This window comes from Pseudomonas sp. MAG002Y (assembly GCF_019400845.1).
In the GTDB taxonomy this organism is placed as follows: Bacteria; Pseudomonadota; Gammaproteobacteria; order Pseudomonadales; family Pseudomonadaceae; genus Chryseomonas; species Chryseomonas luteola.
This window is the reverse complement of sequence record NZ_WOEJ01000033.1, coordinates 1-15,263: the sequence shown is the minus strand read 5'-3', so window position 1 is coordinate 15,263 and position 15,263 is coordinate 1. Positions and strand designations below refer to the sequence as shown.

At 52.2% G+C, this 15,263-nt stretch carries 15 protein-coding genes; 8 read left to right on the top strand and 7 right to left on the bottom strand.

Going from position 1 to position 15,263, the window contains the following annotated elements; translation table 11 throughout:
- Positions 1-651: 651 nt before the first annotated feature.
- On the top strand, positions 652-1,158 hold the full coding sequence (locus tag GM154_RS25155; RefSeq protein WP_219654206.1) for a TIGR02391 family protein: 507 nt from the start codon (positions 652-654) through the stop codon (positions 1,156-1,158).
- A gap of 64 nt (positions 1,159-1,222) precedes the next feature.
- Here GM154_RS25155 and GM154_RS25150 read toward each other — a convergent pair whose 3' ends face one another.
- The 3 genes from GM154_RS25150 to iteA are packed head-to-tail and all read right to left on the bottom strand — an operon-like array spanning position 1,223 to position 5,826.
- Entirely contained in the window at positions 1,223-2,380 is a 1,158-nt protein-coding gene (locus tag GM154_RS25150; protein WP_219654204.1) for a S8 family serine peptidase, read from the bottom strand.
- A 37-nt stretch (positions 2,381-2,417) separates the two neighbouring features.
- Positions 2,418-4,697, bottom strand: coding sequence for a S8 family anti-phage peptidase IteS (iteS, locus tag GM154_RS25145; protein WP_219654202.1), 2,280 nt, complete (start codon positions 4,695-4,697; stop codon positions 2,418-2,420).
- Positions 4,669-5,826 (bottom strand): anti-phage ATPase IteA, encoded by a 1,158-nt coding sequence (gene iteA, locus GM154_RS25140; protein WP_219654200.1) that lies wholly within the window; start codon positions 5,824-5,826, stop codon positions 4,669-4,671. The genes iteS and iteA overlap by 29 nt, the downstream gene beginning before the upstream one ends.
- Before the next feature lie 238 nt (positions 5,827-6,064).
- Here iteA and GM154_RS25135 point away from each other — a divergent pair, with 238 nt between their 5' ends.
- The gene (locus GM154_RS25135) at positions 6,065-7,108 is read left to right on the top strand and encodes a CHAT domain-containing protein (protein WP_219654190.1); all 1,044 of its coding nucleotides are present in this window, start codon (positions 6,065-6,067) and stop codon (positions 7,106-7,108) included.
- Positions 7,109-7,686: 578 nt separating this feature from the next.
- Here the strand turns inward: GM154_RS25135 and GM154_RS25130 are convergent.
- From GM154_RS25130 to GM154_RS25120, 3 genes are all read right to left on the bottom strand, one after another.
- Entirely contained in the window at positions 7,687-8,067 is a 381-nt protein-coding gene (locus GM154_RS25130) for a hypothetical protein (RefSeq protein ID WP_181123817.1), read from the bottom strand.
- A gap of 14 nt (positions 8,068-8,081) precedes the next feature.
- Positions 8,082-8,375 carry a hypothetical protein gene (locus GM154_RS25125; RefSeq protein ID WP_219654188.1) on the bottom strand — a complete coding sequence of 98 codons (294 nt, stop codon included), beginning with the start codon at positions 8,373-8,375 and terminating at the stop codon, positions 8,082-8,084.
- 217 nt (positions 8,376-8,592) lie between these two features.
- Complete coding sequence (locus GM154_RS25120; protein WP_019366049.1) at positions 8,593-8,964, bottom strand: hypothetical protein; 372 nt, start codon at positions 8,962-8,964, stop codon at positions 8,593-8,595.
- A 292-nt stretch (positions 8,965-9,256) separates the two neighbouring features.
- Between GM154_RS25120 and GM154_RS25115 the strand changes: the two genes are divergently transcribed.
- The 6 genes from GM154_RS25115 (at position 9,257) to GM154_RS25090 (ending at position 13,334) form a co-directional block, all read left to right on the top strand.
- Positions 9,257-10,027, top strand: coding sequence for a toxic anion resistance protein (locus GM154_RS25115; RefSeq protein WP_150345772.1), 771 nt, complete (start codon positions 9,257-9,259; stop codon positions 10,025-10,027).
- A gap of 19 nt (positions 10,028-10,046) precedes the next feature.
- Positions 10,047-11,168 carry a toxic anion resistance protein gene (locus tag GM154_RS25110; RefSeq protein WP_150345773.1) on the top strand — a complete coding sequence of 374 codons (1,122 nt, stop codon included), beginning with the start codon at positions 10,047-10,049 and terminating at the stop codon, positions 11,166-11,168.
- Positions 11,165-12,172, top strand: coding sequence for a hypothetical protein (locus GM154_RS25105; RefSeq protein ID WP_019366046.1), 1,008 nt, complete (start codon positions 11,165-11,167; stop codon positions 12,170-12,172). Before GM154_RS25110 ends, GM154_RS25105 begins: the two co-directional genes overlap by 4 nt.
- Positions 12,169-12,375: a hypothetical protein gene (locus GM154_RS25100; RefSeq protein WP_258020053.1), complete on the top strand. Its 207-nt coding sequence runs from the start codon at positions 12,169-12,171 to the stop codon at positions 12,373-12,375. The genes GM154_RS25105 and GM154_RS25100 overlap by 4 nt, the downstream gene beginning before the upstream one ends.
- A gap of 162 nt (positions 12,376-12,537) precedes the next feature.
- Positions 12,538-12,888, top strand: coding sequence for a hypothetical protein (locus GM154_RS25095; protein WP_197873373.1), 351 nt, complete (start codon positions 12,538-12,540; stop codon positions 12,886-12,888).
- Between the two features lie 71 nt (positions 12,889-12,959).
- A complete protein-coding gene (locus GM154_RS25090; RefSeq protein WP_197873372.1) occupies positions 12,960-13,334 on the top strand; it encodes a nuclear transport factor 2 family protein in 375 nt (124 codons plus the stop codon).
- 396 nt (positions 13,335-13,730) lie between these two features.
- Here the strand turns inward: GM154_RS25090 and GM154_RS25085 are convergent.
- On the bottom strand, positions 13,731-15,263 hold a 1,533-nt coding region (locus tag GM154_RS25085), incomplete at its 5' end, for a PAS domain-containing methyl-accepting chemotaxis protein (protein ID WP_219654185.1).

Genomic DNA, 15,263 nt, shown 5'->3' with positions numbered 1-15,263 from the left:
ACGCTGCTTGCTCATGGCACCTCCTAACGGGCCTCATTATGAGGCTTAGAGGTGTCTAGGAAACTAGGGGCGATTCAATCCTGTTGATAGAGACGTGTTAGTTAGGTCAGCGTTATAGCGTGCAGCGCGTCCTTCCACGATTGCATTTAGCGGGACATCCTTAATGAAGTTTAGCTCGTTCCCCTCAATGAGCCTTCTTATCACAGCCGCACTTATACACTGTAAGTAACACTAAGCAGTAAGCAAACCACCACATCACCAAATACTGATCTATTAAAAAATCATTCATGGATAGGATACAGTCGTACCATGCTGGAAAGATTTATTAAGGAACCTTATGAGGGTCCTCAATATCTGGGCACCGTTAATTCTCAGCCGTGCCTGAACGCTCTTCGTACACTCCTGCAGCAGCAAACAGCTATTAGTCGGGTAAGGTTGCTGACTGAGTTGGTAAGCGCTCCTCGCCACGCCTTTCTGATAACGACTGAAATCGATGAACTTATCGCTATCAGACCAGGTTTTACCTCGGGTTATCTGGGAGAAGGGCCACGAGCACTAGCCTCAGCTTTACTTCTCCTAGACGCTTTTGGCTTTCACGTTGATGAACATGTGGTCTCCTCAAGGATCATCGACAGGATCGTAGCAGCCTCTTTGACCTCAAAGGACATCAAGGAAATCGATGCTGTGGTCGAGGTGCGCCCTACACGCCTGCATGAATACATCTTTGACGCTGGTATGCATGGTCGAACATCGGGACAGGTCTTGAGAGCCTTTGAGCCTGTCATGCCTTATGCGTTGATAGATGATCGGATTAGTGATCTGGCATTGGATTTTTTTAGGGATCCGAATGCAATACTGCTGCAGGGATTTGCGCGGCTGGAGGTTATTGTCAAGCGAAGGTCCGGTCGTTCCAAGTCTGGTGCAGAGCTTTTCACACAGGCCTTTCGCGGAGCAGGGGCCGTCCTAGGATGGCCTGATATGGATAAAAGCGAGCAGGAGGGGCGAGCCGAGATGTTTATCAGCATCTTTAAGACCTTTAGAAACAGGCGGGCTCATAATGAAATGGAGTCTGACTTGGAAGCGGATCTGGTCGAGTTTCTGAGCCTTAATACGCTTTATCGGCTAGAGCGGACCGCAACAGAACTGGCTGCCCAGTAAGTGCTATGGCCGGATACCAAAGTAAGGAGATAACGGCCGCAGGACTAATCCGCGGCCATCTGGCTCAAAGCGGCGCCATGACCATTCCCTGACCTATATCAGCTTCGTCTACCTCCGTCCCAAAGGTTTCCCTGCTGGTATGGGCTAAAAGCATCGCCTTGATATTGGTGGCGCTTGGCGTCTTGCCTGTAGTACGTACCTGCTCCCACCAAAGTGCCGCGATGCCTGCCACATGGGGGCACGCCATGCTTGTTCCGCTTAGAGACAAAAGGCTTCCCTGTAATCCAGCAGACACGATATCAACGCCCGGCGCGGAGACTGTAGCGAGACTGTTGGAAAATGGCGCGACCGTAAGCTTTTGCTCCGCCTGCCCAATAGCTGCGACCGAAATGACATCGTCCGCGGCAGCAGGAAGCGAGACGGCTATACGGTATTCTGGATTGATTTCGCGTCTGCTTTCGTTGCCAGCCGCCGCTATGACTAGTGGTGAGCCACTAAACGGTGCCTGTGCTCTATACATTCCCATGATGGCATCAAACATACGCATGTTGCCCCGATAGGCTTCCAAGGCGGTGGAGGTGGCTAAGTCAGCAGGCCAGCCCTCGGCAACCATTGCGGCAACCATCCCAGGAAAGTCAAAGCCCAAGGACATGGATACTACATTGGCACCTTGAGCCATAGCCCAGTGCATAGCATTAAAGACCATCTCTGACTCACCAGAGCCGTCATTCCTTAACACTTTACCAATTAGGGCTGTTTCAACGTCTCTAGCTATACCGATCCGTTTGCCTTGAATGTCACGGCCAAAGATTGTTCCTGCGCAGTGAGTACCATGGCCTTGATGGTCCCCATTACCCGTCCCGGTAAAATCCTGTTCAATCAGATTAACGCCGGCAAAAGCAGGATGGTCTCGTTCGATTCCTGTGTCCAGTACGGCAACCTTGACGCCTTTCCCGGAATAAGGAGATCTATCCACACCAGTGACCTCAAGTCCCCAGGACTGGCTGGTCTTATTGACCTGGCCTTCCATAGGCTTGATGAGCCTGGTTGGCATGACGGGACAGATACGATCTACCGAGGGATCCTTTAGCATTTCGGCAAATGCTTTTTCAGGCAGTCGCTCGAAAGTCAGTTCTGACCGTGCTGCAGAGAGTTTTCTGGGACTGCCGCTATGGGGTCTTGCTGTGATCCCTGCGTTTCGCAGAATCGCAAATCTTCTCATGTTCACGCCTCGACCTTTCAGGTTGCAGTAGTTGTGGTCAGGTAGTAACAGGCACTCTGGCTGGAAGTTGCTGACTGACCCAGTTCGTATTCATAAGAGCCCGCAGACCACTGCTGTGTACGGCGGAGTTGCCATCCAGGGCCCTTAGGGTTACTGCAATCGTTACACTCAGCGATTCTTCTAGCCTGGGCTCGAATGTCCGCAATGAACACTGTGCCTGCAGTGCCCAGTTTTCGCCGCTTACACCTTTTGGGAAGCGGGCCCTATGGATCTTTACAGGTGACCACTTGCCGCCATGCTCTATCTGCGCTTTTTCAAGGGTATCTATCCCCGGCTCTCGATCCATAGGAACCTTACCGGTGATCGCATCTCCATCGAGCAGCCCAAAGCTGATCTCAACGTTGGCTCTAACATATTCAGCACCTGCACTTGAATCCAGCGGAGGCGAATAGGCTGCGGTAATGATTACTTCGCCACGAAACTTGCCGTTCTGTATCAGGACATCAGGGATAGGATAGGGCGCCTTTCTCCAGCGGTATGCACCAGCTTCGAGTTTTGCATCAAAGACCAACGTAAAACTGTCATCACTGTCGTAAAGCGTGCTCAAAACATCTCGTGGAAGTCCCGCCCCATAATAGCGGCGTTCTAGCGGCGAGAAGCCGTCACCAGAGAGTTGGGCAGCATGAATCAACAGGGCTTTTACCAGCGAGGGTGTAGGATTGAGCTGATTACCTCCCGACAGCGCACTCCAGGTATGTGCAGCCATTCCTGCGGCGATGGGAGCAGAAAAGCTTGTCCCGAATAGACGGCCCAGACCTCCGTCGGGCTGCAGGATGGCAATACTGGAGTCTCCAGACTGCCAAGGTGCATGTACCCCACCGCCAAGATGTACAACATCCGGCTTGGGAGAAAAGAGGGGACCTGGTCCGCGCCGTGAGTAAGGGGCGGGGGAGTCGATGGATACCAGTGTATCTGGCCCTTCAAGGTGGGTTATAGCGCCTACGGTCAGGGCACGGACCGAGTCGGCCGGGTCAGAGACGCGATCCTCAAGGCCTGTTTCTGCAGGCCAACCCCTGCGCGGCTCGTCTATATAATTGCCAGCGGCAACAACAAACAACACACCAAATTCATCGCTTAGTTGATCCAGCGCACGGGCGAAAACACCAAACTCCTGATCATTGCAAGGCACCTCGCTGCCAAAGGAGATGTTCCATACCTTAATGTCAGGTCTCGCAGTTAATGCTTCACGCAGCCTGAGCTCAAGTACAGAGAAGCTTTGCCCAGTTACTTCAAGTCCCGCTACATCATGTACCAGACAACCTGCTACCGGAAACAACTCATGGCTATCGTTAAGAATACTGCCCGCGGCCACCAGTGAGGCAACAGCTGTCCCATGAACATGGTCAGTATCTGGGGGAAGGACATAGCGATCCTGGCTTATGATCCATGGCGTAAGGGCATCAGCGCCAGGCGAGACGCCTGTATCAAATACACCCACGACAGGTAATTCAGGCGCGGGGGCGGGAACTAATGGTACCGCAAAAACGGTTGGGGCTATGCCTGCGTGTGCGGGGGACCCATACATGGGTTCAGCGATTACACTACGGATGCTTGGATGAGACAGGCTATTCTCCAACTCCGCTCTGGCAACATCATGTAGCTGGTGCAAATGCAACAACGGTTGTCCACGGTGCTGACGTATAAGCGAGTATCTTATACCTGCAACATCCAGCATCTGAATCACACCTTCCAATGCAAACTCTGATGCGTCCTGTGAGATGTAATGGAAGACATGCAGCAACGCAGAGCCGCGTGCCTTAAGTGCCGAAACCCCTTCTGGATTGCGGCGGGCCTGTGTCCAAGCCTCAAAACTGGTTATAGCGCTCAGGTTGGCACGTATTGCTTTCGTGTTATTTTGAAGAATAACCTGTCGCAATAGTTCCAGGTTCACCTCTCGGCCACCCACGATCATCTCATCCAGCCGACCTTGTCCTGCGGGAAGAAGACCAGCCCGTGTAGCCAGTTCAGTAGGACGATGACTCTTGGCGATGGCAGTATCACGCAGCTTGATCACGATATTACTAAGCGTATCGGGAAAGCGAGCCATCGTGGGCATCAGTGTATCGTGCGCATTGGAGAGATGATGTACAAGCTGACGACGGTACCCTGACGTCACCTCAACCAATTCTTTCCTTGCACCGCCACTGACCTTGTAGCCCGTCAGATCACCTGCCGAGAAAGGTACATGTATGAATGGGTTCTCGACATTGCCACTGACCTGACGTCGATTATTCCGATTTCCTTCCTTGGGAGGCATCCGACTCGGTCTCCTTGACGACAGTCGTTACCTGCCGCGTTGAAATGTTATAAAGACTTGCAAGCACTCGAAGAGAAAACCGTTTGGGTGACCAGAGCCTTAGCCACTTGATCTCATCCTCAACAGTAGCTAGCCGCTTGCCTTCGGCAATCGCAAGCGTCAGCCCTAGACGCCTAAAGAGATTGTTTTCATCTATGACACGGTGTCCTTTGAAAACAGCATCGCGTTTACTATCAAGGCAAACCTGCTGGATTAATGCTCCAGTAGTACCTGCAGAAAGGCTAGCCAGCTCATCGAGATCAAGTTTGGTTGGCAGATAGTCTCCCAGCATCTTTTCCCAGAGGGTCTTTCTTAATGCGAGATCAGGTAAAGGCATTGGGAGACGAAAGCCAAAGCGCCTCCATATAGCGGGATCCAGCAACTGTTCATGATTGGTCGCAGCAATAAGAATGCAATTGTCTGGAAGGGCATCCATATTCTGGAGTAGAGCTATCACGACCCGCTGCAGCTCACCTACATCCCGCTCGTTTCCTCGTGCGCCAGCCAAGGCATCAAACTCATCGAGAAACAGCACAGAAGGGCTTTGCTGGGCATAATCAAAGACCCGTCGAAGATTGCGACTTGTCTGACCCAACATGCTGCTGACTAGGGTATCGCAGCGGACTGTCAGCAGGGGAAGCCCCAGCCTTCCGGCAATCCATCGGGCCAGAAAGGTTTTACCTGTACCTGGAGGGCCATACACCAGAAGTCTTGCGGGTAGGGAGGCCCCAGCTTGAGCAAGCTGATCATGGTGCTGCACGCTAAGAATGAATTCTTCCAAGCGAGCCTTGATGGCGCTGGGTAGATAAAGCGCCTCTCTGTCTGGCTGGGGATGACTGATATCGATGGTATTAAGACGACTTTCCCCATCGACAGGGGGCTGACCAAGCGAGATGCCACGTGAGGCGTCTTGTGCGTGAGCAAGTGCTTTAGGTGCACGAGCCAGATGCTCTCTTAGCAACCGTGCCTGTTGACGCTCACCATCGCGTTCGAGTTTATCTGCAAGAAGACCTGCATAGTTGACTGCCATGCTGCCATTAGCTTTCAGGGCACCTTCCAGGATCTTGAGGACTTCGGATAGATAATCCATTATGCGTTACGCGAATTGGGTTTAATGTTTCATTTTGGTATGACTCTGTTCCGATATCAAGATAATTCGTTACGAATATAACGAAATATGTATCATTTGCATTTCTTGAGCGTGCAGAAATGTTTAGACACAGAGGAGTCCAACGACAGGTCGGCGAGGGTGAACTTTCATGATGGCAAAAGAACTGTATGGATGCACATAAATAAAAACCTTACCCTTCTGTCAAGAGGCTACGGTCATGTCTCAAATAGACAACTATCGAAGAGCTATCAATCATCTTCAAGTAAAAGAAGCTGCGCTCTATAAAGACCTAAATCATCATAAGGTCATTGAAACCAGAGCTTTGGAATGTCTAAACAAACAGTTGGCAGCTGCGAATAGAGCCTCGTCTGCCTCTATGCATAAGAGCTATACCAATGCTGCGATACGTGCGAAGAAAAAAGAGGAAGAGGCTAGTCATAAGATAGCAAACCTGCTCCAAAAGATAGCAGCGAATCGCAAGGAGCAGACTCAGAAGACTAGCCAGCTTATAGCCGCCGAACGGGCAGAACAGGCGACTCGTGTACGTCAGGATGAACAGCGTCGTCGCCAAGAGCTAGAGCATCAGCGCAAGGTTAACCAGCTTACTAAGCCTAAGGAGATCCGCTACATATATACCCGCCCTCCAGAGCTTGAGAAACTAAGAGTATTGTACTTAGCTGCTAATCCCTTACTTGATTTGAGGACGGAATTCGAATTCAGAGAAGTTCAGCAAGCCTTGCGCAGTGCCAAATACAGGGATCTAGTTGAAATCTATTATAGGCCTGCCGCCTCTTTTCAGGATCTTTTGGACGGCATCAATGATGTAAAACCTCATATCATTCATTTTTCAGGGCATTCAGCAAGAGAGACCCTTGCATTCGATCTAGGTGTAAACAACTTTGAAGGTGATCTCCAAGCAGTTGCGTTCTCTTTACTCGAACAGGCATTAGGCGCTACGGATTATCCACCAGTGCTTGTCGTCCTAAATTCATGTCAGTCTTTAGATGGAGCAGAGTGCCTGCTTTCAGCGGTGCCGTTCGTCATAGGCATGCCCGACGAAATTCAGGATTCAACTGCCATCGTATTTTCGAAGCAGTTTTACGCGGCTATTGCAAGCAGTCAGTCAATAAGCTCTTCACTTGATCAAGCGAAGGTAAAAATAATTGCTGCGTCGTTGGATGGAATGGCCGTCATCCCTCAGATCGTTCACAGGGCAGAGTTTGACCCACAGACTATGAGGCTTGTTAAGCCCAATGCCTGAATTGTTTATAGTCAGATACGAAGCTTTTAGAGATAAAAAGGCTTCGTATCTAAACTAAACAGTGTCAGCGCTGATCCTGATGGGTGTTTCAGTTAAGATCTGAAGCATACGCAAAGCATTATCAGCAAATGGTCGTCGTGTTATGGCTGACTTCAACAATGCCATATGTGACCAGGCCGGATATGACGTGGAGGAACTATTCGAGCAGCGGAAGTATGGTCTAAGCAGAAGCTAGGCTATACAGCCAGAAGTCAGGGTTGAAGACAGTGCATTAGGAAAGGTGGCGATGTTTTAGCTATAAAACAGATAGGAAGGCAGAGGTGATATCAATTTAACATAACCGTTCTTATGCGAAGCTATCTTGAATATTTGAGAATGCTACTACGTTAAGCTTTAGAAGCTTCATATATCGCAGTAACAAGCCAAACGACGCTGAAGACGCCTAGAAATACAAACATAACCATATCATCCATATGCTACCTTTCGCGGATCGTTAAGATGAAATCCAGTGAAGCATATAAGCGCCAGCTACCACCATTGCTACACCGGCAGCGCCTGCTTTAGCAATCAGAGCCAGGCTACTTTTGGACTGCTGATGATCGATCTTGGCCAGGAACGTTTGAAATTCCTGTTCGTTCCGATACGGGCTTTTCAGCGGCTGTTGCTGCTTGTTGATCATGTTTAACCTCTTGTACCTTGTTCAGCGCAGTCATTCCAGCAAAGGAAGCTGCTGCACCCACTGCAAATACGGTTACCCACTTACGGACAATTTCCCAAGGCTGTTCCTTAAGCTCACCTGATACCTTGCGCATATCCAGGAGCGCTTTCTGGCTATCCAGTCTTAACTTTTCAATCTCAACTTCCAGCTTCTGGACTTCAAGCTTGGTCTTTCTCAGTGTATAGACTGCCTGCTGGGATGCAATATCCTCTGGCTTGTCTGGTAGATCTGATTCGATCATTGGCCAATCCTTAATCAAGCGACCCCATGCTGGTGACACAGATAGTCCAGCGCCACCTCGCTATAGCTGTCTCCAGCCTCTAGCTTGATCTTTCCCTGCGCTTCAAGCTCTTTACCCAATGCGGCCAGCTTTTGCGATTGCGGATACAGCTTCAGGATTGAAGACATCCAAACAATTGCGTTCTCTACATCCAATGCGGACTGATCAAGCGTTTTACTCTTAACGATGGAAAGAGGATCTGGCCGGTCTACACCATCTTTTTCGGACTGTAGTTTTTGGCAAAGCTCCAAAAGCTCAATGCCTCGCATTACCTGAGATTCGTATGTCGTTGTCACTTTGATTTCCTCTAACTCTTCCGTCTGTTGATATGAAATCAGCTTCTCACGAGTTTGGTGAAATGCAAGTCAGGCAGAAACTAGGCTATCAAGCGCGGGCAGTATTCGTGTGAGCAGGCTTCAATAACGCCTCCCGACTCTTTTCCCTGATCGCTACAGCCCTCTCCAACGCCTTGGCAAAATTTGCCTTCTAGGTATTGGCGGTACCAATGTAGACATTCACCGGCTTTCCTCTCAGGGTCGATATCTTGAAGCTATAGAGCAGCTGTGAGCCCTTGCCGCCCCGGTTAACACTCTTGCGCGTGGCCAGCGTGATGCCGACAGGCAGGTCAGGGCGGCCTTTATCGCTGCGCTGGTTTCGATAGTGGCGTACTGCATCGGTATATGGGCGCAAGGCATCGTTGTACGCCTTGGCGGCTATATAGCTAGCGCCAGGATCGAAGTCATAGGCCGCATCAAAGAATGCCCGTGGAGATTCCCCGCTTCTGACAGGGAGAACATACCAGCCGTCGTCGGTCTGGTTACGAACGATTCCATGGTCTGGATGGACTTCAGCGTACACACCTTTCCCTCTGATTGGCCTACCGTTTCGCCTTGAAATTTAACTTGGCGATCCGCTGCGCTGCATCCATTTCCCCCTTTTTTGGGAATTATTTACTACCAAACCTCGTGGTTGATACCCGCACGGGTACCAACCACGAGGATAAGAATCCACATTACCCCCTTAACATTAACGCCACACCAAGTGCCGGTTCGATTGCCAGCCTTGGTCTACGGCTGAGATGTTGGGGTGTTGTCTTCTCCACGGGGCACTCAGCGTTCAGTAACTGAATCTGGCTCTGCTGGAGGTAAAGATGAACCTACCCATGATCTCGGTTGAGCACATCAAGACCGAGACCCTGCCCTCCCTGTTTCTTGACAGCGATGCCATCGGACAGTACGGCGCTGGCGCCATCGACAGCTCAAGCGTGGATCGTTACTCGGACCTCATGGAAACAGCAGCAGTGTCCAGACTGGCTGGGTTGATCGGCCAGATTGTTGAAAGGCTCGCTGACGCTGATCCGCGCAAGATGGCAAAACAGCCTACTCGGCTTGAGCGTTGGACAGGCAAGGACCTTGAGCGCCAGGCACGCTACTACTCCGCGCGCAAGAATCTTGAGGATCTGATCGAAGAGGCACAGGTCCATGCCCAGCGTGTCACGGATACGCTCAAGGCGCTGGATAACCTTCTTGTCAGCCTTCAGGACGAGGCCGCCCGGCTACGCCTGTATATCCAGGCTGCACGGGAGTTCCTGGACGAGAACCCTGAACTTGGCCTTCATAAGCAAGCGCAATGGGAGTTCGACAACCCGCGAGACCGCCTGACGCGAAAGATCGTCAACCTGACCACCCTCCTCTCATCCCACGACATGAGCGTGATCCAGATGCGACTGACCCGTGCGCAGGCGCTGGACATGCTGGACCGTTTCAACGAGACCGTGACCGTTCTGGTGCCGGTCTGGCGCCAGCACACCCTGACGCTTTTAACCACCCGCCACATGAGCGCGGAGATGGTGGCCGAGGCTACTCGTGCCCACAAAGACCTGCTGGGCAGCCTTTCCAAAAGCCTAGACGGCATCCATTAAGCAACGGAGAACACGCATTGTGAATACCTATATTCAGCCACAGCAGTCTCGCCATGCCGCTACCGTGTTTACGCTGGATGCCAACAGCCTCAGCGCTCTTGGCCTTGGCGATACGGATATCGAACAGATCAAGACCGTTGCCCAGACCATCAAGCTTGATGACCTCGTAAGCGTGGCCAACTTTGGGCGTGAGGTAGCGGCACATACGTCCAGCTATGCAGACCCTCTATTGGACCAGATCACCAACAAGGACCTCGACAGCGCCGGCGAAAAGCTCTCCCAGGTTGTCACCCTTGCCCGCTCGGTCAACATTAACGGCCTCACCCAAAAGCGCTCACGCCTGCCGGTCATTGGCGGCCTGATCAATCGAATCAAGTTGCGAGGAGGCAACGCTTTGGCTCGCTTTGACACCACGCGTGAGCAGATCGAAAAGCTTATCGGCGAGGTGCAGACGGCTCAAGGCAACATTGCCGAGCGCAATGCCTCCCTGAACAGCATGTTTGCTGCCGTGGAGAATGAGCATCATCTCCTGGGCGTACACGTAGCAGCCGGACACCTTCGGCTCAACGAGATGCGCGCACAGGCCGAAGACATGCGCCAGAGCGTCAATAACGATCCTACCCAGCTTCAACGTCTGGCGGATCTTGACGCGCAGATTGCCAACCTTGACAAGCGCATCGATGACCTCAGAGCCATGCAGCATTCGGCGTACCAGAGCCTGCCCGCAATTCGCATCATTCAGGCCAACAACCAGATGCTGATCGACAAGTTTCACACGATCCGGGAGATCACAGTTCCCGCATGGAAACGCCAGTTCATGCTGGCGGTATCGCTCAACGAGCAGCGCAACGCCGTCGAGCTGGCGCAATCGATCGACGACACCACCAATGCGCTGCTGCGTAGCAATGCCGAGCTGCTGCACCGCAATGCCGTAGACACCGCCAAGGCCAACCAGCGGCTGGCCATCGATCCTGAAACGCTGCAAAAGGTACAAGACGAGCTGATCAGGACTGTACAGGATGTTCAGGCGATCATTCGCAAGGGCGCGGGTGAGCGGCGTAATGCCCAGAAGCAGATTGAGCAGATGCGTACTTCCCTTCGTACACAACTGGTCGGGAGCCAGTCGGAAGGTGAGGTATGAATCAGCAAACACAGATATTCAGGCAAGGCTTGGCCGAGCTGGATGAGCGCTGCTGTTGGCTCAAGAGCAAGACAGGTCTCCTGTGGAAAGCAGCCGCCACAGTGTTGGCTCTTTATCTGATCGCCCTGACTGCCAGCTGGATGCTTGGAGATCTGGGCAAGATCAGCTCTATCGACATACCCGCAGAACTGGCACAGCTGTTCAAGGACGTGGGCAACACTACGGGTCATGATCAGGGCATCGGGCTTCAAGCCTCAATTGAGATTGAGGCTATCCGTGGTCAGCTCCTAGAAATCCTGTCCACCTATTTCGCGCCTGCGGTGTGCGTCTCGGGTATGGTGATTGCTGGCATTAGCTTATTTTCAGGAGAACTTGCGTCCGCTTTGAAGATAGCCGTTTTTTCGCTCATGCTCTTGGGAGCACCCAGGCTTGCCACAACAATGCTTGGCATTGATGACCCATCAAGTTCTGCTACATCGAGCTACGTCACCTTTACTTCGGCGGTTGAGGAGGGACGGGCCCAGGATGTGGAGTATCAGCTCAAATCGATTGCCCAGAGCGGTAAGAGTGTTGATTCGCTCCAGGTTGATTACCTGCTTGCCCAGATGATTGTGCGCTACCACAGCCATCCAGAAGTCAGAGAAGGATCGTTTGAGAAAACCAGGGAGTGGTATCGCTACAACAGCGGTATTGCCAAACGCTTCATCGATGCTCTGGTCGCCAGGCAAGGAAAGGCACTGTTTGAGATTGATGCACAGAACCTCTCTGCCATTGCTCACTTCGTCCATAGCAAGCCATACCCACAGGCAGCGATTGATTTTGAGGCCAGCCAAAGCTGGAAGCTGGCGATCCTTGCAGCATTGGAGAAAGTGCTGATCGCTCTACTCGCAGTGCTGGTGGTGCTGAGTACCGGTGTATTGCTAATCAAAGCCATGCTCACTGGTCGTGCTGATCGCATCCGTAGTTTGTTGGGCGATGTCGTGGAGCGGGAGCAGGCGGTATGAGCCACTTTGACCATCCACTCAGCCATGGTGTAAATGAGCTTGAAGCTCGCAGCCGCCTGCTTAAGCGCAAGGCGGGCCAGCTCTTATGGGCGTTCGGCTGTCTGGCGGCGGTTCAGGCGGGTGTGTTTGTCTTCGGCCTATTGATCAAACCAGGTCACCCGCTGGCTCGTATCGACCTACCTGCCAACCATCGCTTCAGTTAGAGGAAAACTATGGCCGACTACCTATTGAGTGTTTTCCTGGTTGCACCGATAGCTATCTTGTGGCTGGTGCTGTTAATGCCGTCCGATCAAGAGTTAGCGGTAGCATCGATTGAGAGAGAGCGTGAGCGGGTAGCTATACGGGTTTCGAGCAAAAGGAGGCTTATGCACCGCTTCCTCAAGGGCTGGCTTGCTGCCTGTGTAATGTGGACCGCGCTGGTCGCAGGCGCCACGTACCTGAGCTGGCCAGAGCAGACTCGACCCATGCCTGTCCTGCCCGAGCTGCCAGGCCTCGAACACTACGAGCAGGCGTATAGCAGAGGTCTTACAGAGGAATCGTTCTTTGAATTCCATGCCGCAGCAGTAAGGAAGCAGAACACCATCCTTGCTACCCATCAGGAATTTGAAGACGGGTATGGGGACAGGATCAAGAGGCTGCTGCTTGTAGTTTTAGCGATCTGGATAGGCCCCTGTGCAGCGCTTGGAGTAACCATGGCTCGCGTTAAAGCTAAATGAGCGATATCAAAGCTATACCGTACGTATAGTCTGGGCGATACTAGTCGTTAGGCACATTATGAGAATCCGACATGGAAATCGAGCGTGAGATAAAGGATATGGAAGAGCAGTTGCGTCAAGCTATGCTGGCCTCCGATGTCGAGGCGCTAGATAGACTCCTGTCTCCAAGCCTCATCTTTACCAATCATCTGGGGCAATGCCTAGGCAAAGAAGCAGATCTATCAGCACATGGATCAGGTGCTCTTAGTGTTTCCAGACTGGACTCTTCAGAGCAAGAAGTCCGAGTGATCGGAATCGACACGGTTGCTGTTTCTGTACGGGTCCAGATTACTGGTAGATACGCCAATCAACCTGCTAATGGAGATTTCCGCTTCACGCGCATTTGGAAAAGAGTCTCAAACAGTCAGTGGCAGGTTGCGGTAGCCCATGCTGGCATCATTGCCTAACAGGCTCAGAAGCTAAGTCACCGCTGCGGCTAGGCTCGAAATATTCCATCAATGTCGTAAGAGTAAAGGGCTGGCTCAAGCCATGTGAAGGCGAATCATCTCACGCAGCCAAGCCGGACCCGGTCGACGACTTCCTGAACCTATTCTTCGCTGATACTGCGAGTCCGACCAGATCAGGGCTCACCATTAAGCCCGTCAAGCCCCCATTGAGAAAAGCGAAGGCGTGATCTGAAATATGGTCTGAGCGGTGATATCTAATCGTCTGGCAATCGATGAGTCAGATTCACCGCTAGCGCAAGAAAAAATGATTTCAGTCCATAGTTTTGTTGTGGTTCACCACACTAACCCCTTCATTCCGCGACGTAACACCTAAGCACTATTCTGCTGGAAGAGGTTTCAACGATTGAAGCGCGCTGCCAGATCACGCAGATAGACTGCCATCTGCTCAAGCTCACCACTGAGCACGGCACCTTGCTGTGACTGCTGAGTGCTGTGATCGGACAACTCGGCAATGCGGGTAATTTGCTGATTGATGTCCTCTGCCACATGGCTCTGCTCTTCTACTGCCGTAGCCATCTGTTGGCTCATGGCCGTGATTCGCATGACCGCCTGGCTGATTCCCTCCAGTGCCTCGCGTACAGCTGCCGTGTGTTCTTCACTCTGCCGTGAGGCCTCTTCGCCCTTGGCTGCTGTAGCAACGGCGCGCTGCGCGCCTGAACGCAGGTTCTCGATGATCTGGTGAATCTGCTGGGTAGAATCACGCGTACGTGAAGCCAGCGAGCGCACCTCGTCTGCGACCACGGCAAATCCGCGACCAGCCTCACCTGCCCTCGCCGCTTCAATCGCAGCATTAAGCGCCAGTAGATTGGTCTGCTCGGCAATCGAAGTAATCACATCGGCAACACTGCCGATCGACTGGGTGGAATCGGCAAGCTCACCCACTGCCTGTCCAATTTCACTCACGGCGCCAGCCAGCTGCCTCATGGAGGCTAAACTCTCATCCGCCACGTCACGACCATGCAGGGCCAGCGACTCCGCCTCGCCAGCAGCCTGAGCCGTCTGGTTAACGTTTTGCGAAACCTCCTGAATGGTGGCAGACATTTCATTGATTGCGGTGGCTGACTGGTCGGTCTCATGGCGCTGACGATCAAGCAACTCGGCTTGAGCACGTGCAAGACGCGACGACTCTGCTGCCTTGCTCTGCACGTTGTTGCCGGTATCTACCAGGCGAGTCAGTGCCGTTTGCAAACGTGACTCCTGGCTTTGCAAGGCGAGGTCCATCTGGCCTGCCGCACCAAACTGGTTACTGTACGTAGGCGCAACGATGGCGCTGGTAAACATCTTCGGATTGGCCTCGAAGATCTTTTCAATGGTCCAGCGCTGACGCTTGAACTGCCAGAAGGTAATGCCTAGTGCACTGGCAACAATCACACCTGCCTGGGCAAGGTCGTTGAAATAGAAATGACCGCCAAAGATAACCGCACCGCTGAAAAGCGTAGGCCATGCAATTTTGACAGAATGCTTGATGGCTTCTGTCACTGGTACTGCACGCTTTCCTTCACGCAGCCGTGTATACATGACATCGGCCCGTCGGACCTGATCCGTGGTGGGCAGCACACGTACGGACTCATAGCCCACCATCTGGCCATTTTCCCAGATAGGGGTGACGTATGCATTCACCCAATAATAGTCACCGTTCTTGCAGCGGTTTTTGACGATACCCATCCAGGCTTTGCCCTGTTTTAGGGTATCCCACATATGGCCGAATACACCCTCCGGCATATCTGGATGACGAACCAGATTATGTGGACTGCCAATAAGCTCTTCTCGTGTAAAACCACTTATTGCGACAAAAGCGTCATTGCAATAAGTAATTTGTCCCTTGAGATTCGTCGTTGAGATAAGACGCTCACTTTCCCTGAATGTACG

What these genes read in the sequence shown, in the direction of transcription:
- GM154_RS25115 (WP_150345772.1), top strand. Translation starts at nt 9,257, where the DNA reads ATGAACCTACCCATGATCTCGGTTGAGCACATCAAGACCGAGACCCTG.
- iteS (WP_219654202.1), bottom strand. Translation starts at nt 4,697, where the DNA reads ATGCCTCCCAAGGAAGGAAATCGGAATAATCGACGTCAGGTCAGTGGC.
- iteA (WP_219654200.1), bottom strand. Translation starts at nt 5,826, where the DNA reads ATGGATTATCTATCCGAAGTCCTCAAGATCCTGGAAGGTGCCCTGAAA.
- GM154_RS25105 (WP_019366046.1), top strand. Translation starts at nt 11,165, where the DNA reads ATGAATCAGCAAACACAGATATTCAGGCAAGGCTTGGCCGAGCTGGAT.
- GM154_RS25090 (WP_197873372.1), top strand. Translation starts at nt 12,960, where the DNA reads ATGGAAATCGAGCGTGAGATAAAGGATATGGAAGAGCAGTTGCGTCAA.
- GM154_RS25130 (WP_181123817.1), bottom strand. Translation starts at nt 8,067, where the DNA reads ATGATCGAATCAGATCTACCAGACAAGCCAGAGGATATTGCATCCCAG.
- GM154_RS25135 (WP_219654190.1), top strand. Translation starts at nt 6,065, where the DNA reads ATGTCTCAAATAGACAACTATCGAAGAGCTATCAATCATCTTCAAGTA.
- GM154_RS25095 (WP_197873373.1), top strand. Translation starts at nt 12,538, where the DNA reads ATGCACCGCTTCCTCAAGGGCTGGCTTGCTGCCTGTGTAATGTGGACC.
- GM154_RS25100 (WP_258020053.1), top strand. Translation starts at nt 12,169, where the DNA reads ATGAGCCACTTTGACCATCCACTCAGCCATGGTGTAAATGAGCTTGAA.
- GM154_RS25125 (WP_219654188.1), bottom strand. Translation starts at nt 8,375, where the DNA reads ATGCGAGGCATTGAGCTTTTGGAGCTTTGCCAAAAACTACAGTCCGAA.
- GM154_RS25150 (WP_219654204.1), bottom strand. Translation starts at nt 2,380, where the DNA reads ATGAGAAGATTTGCGATTCTGCGAAACGCAGGGATCACAGCAAGACCC.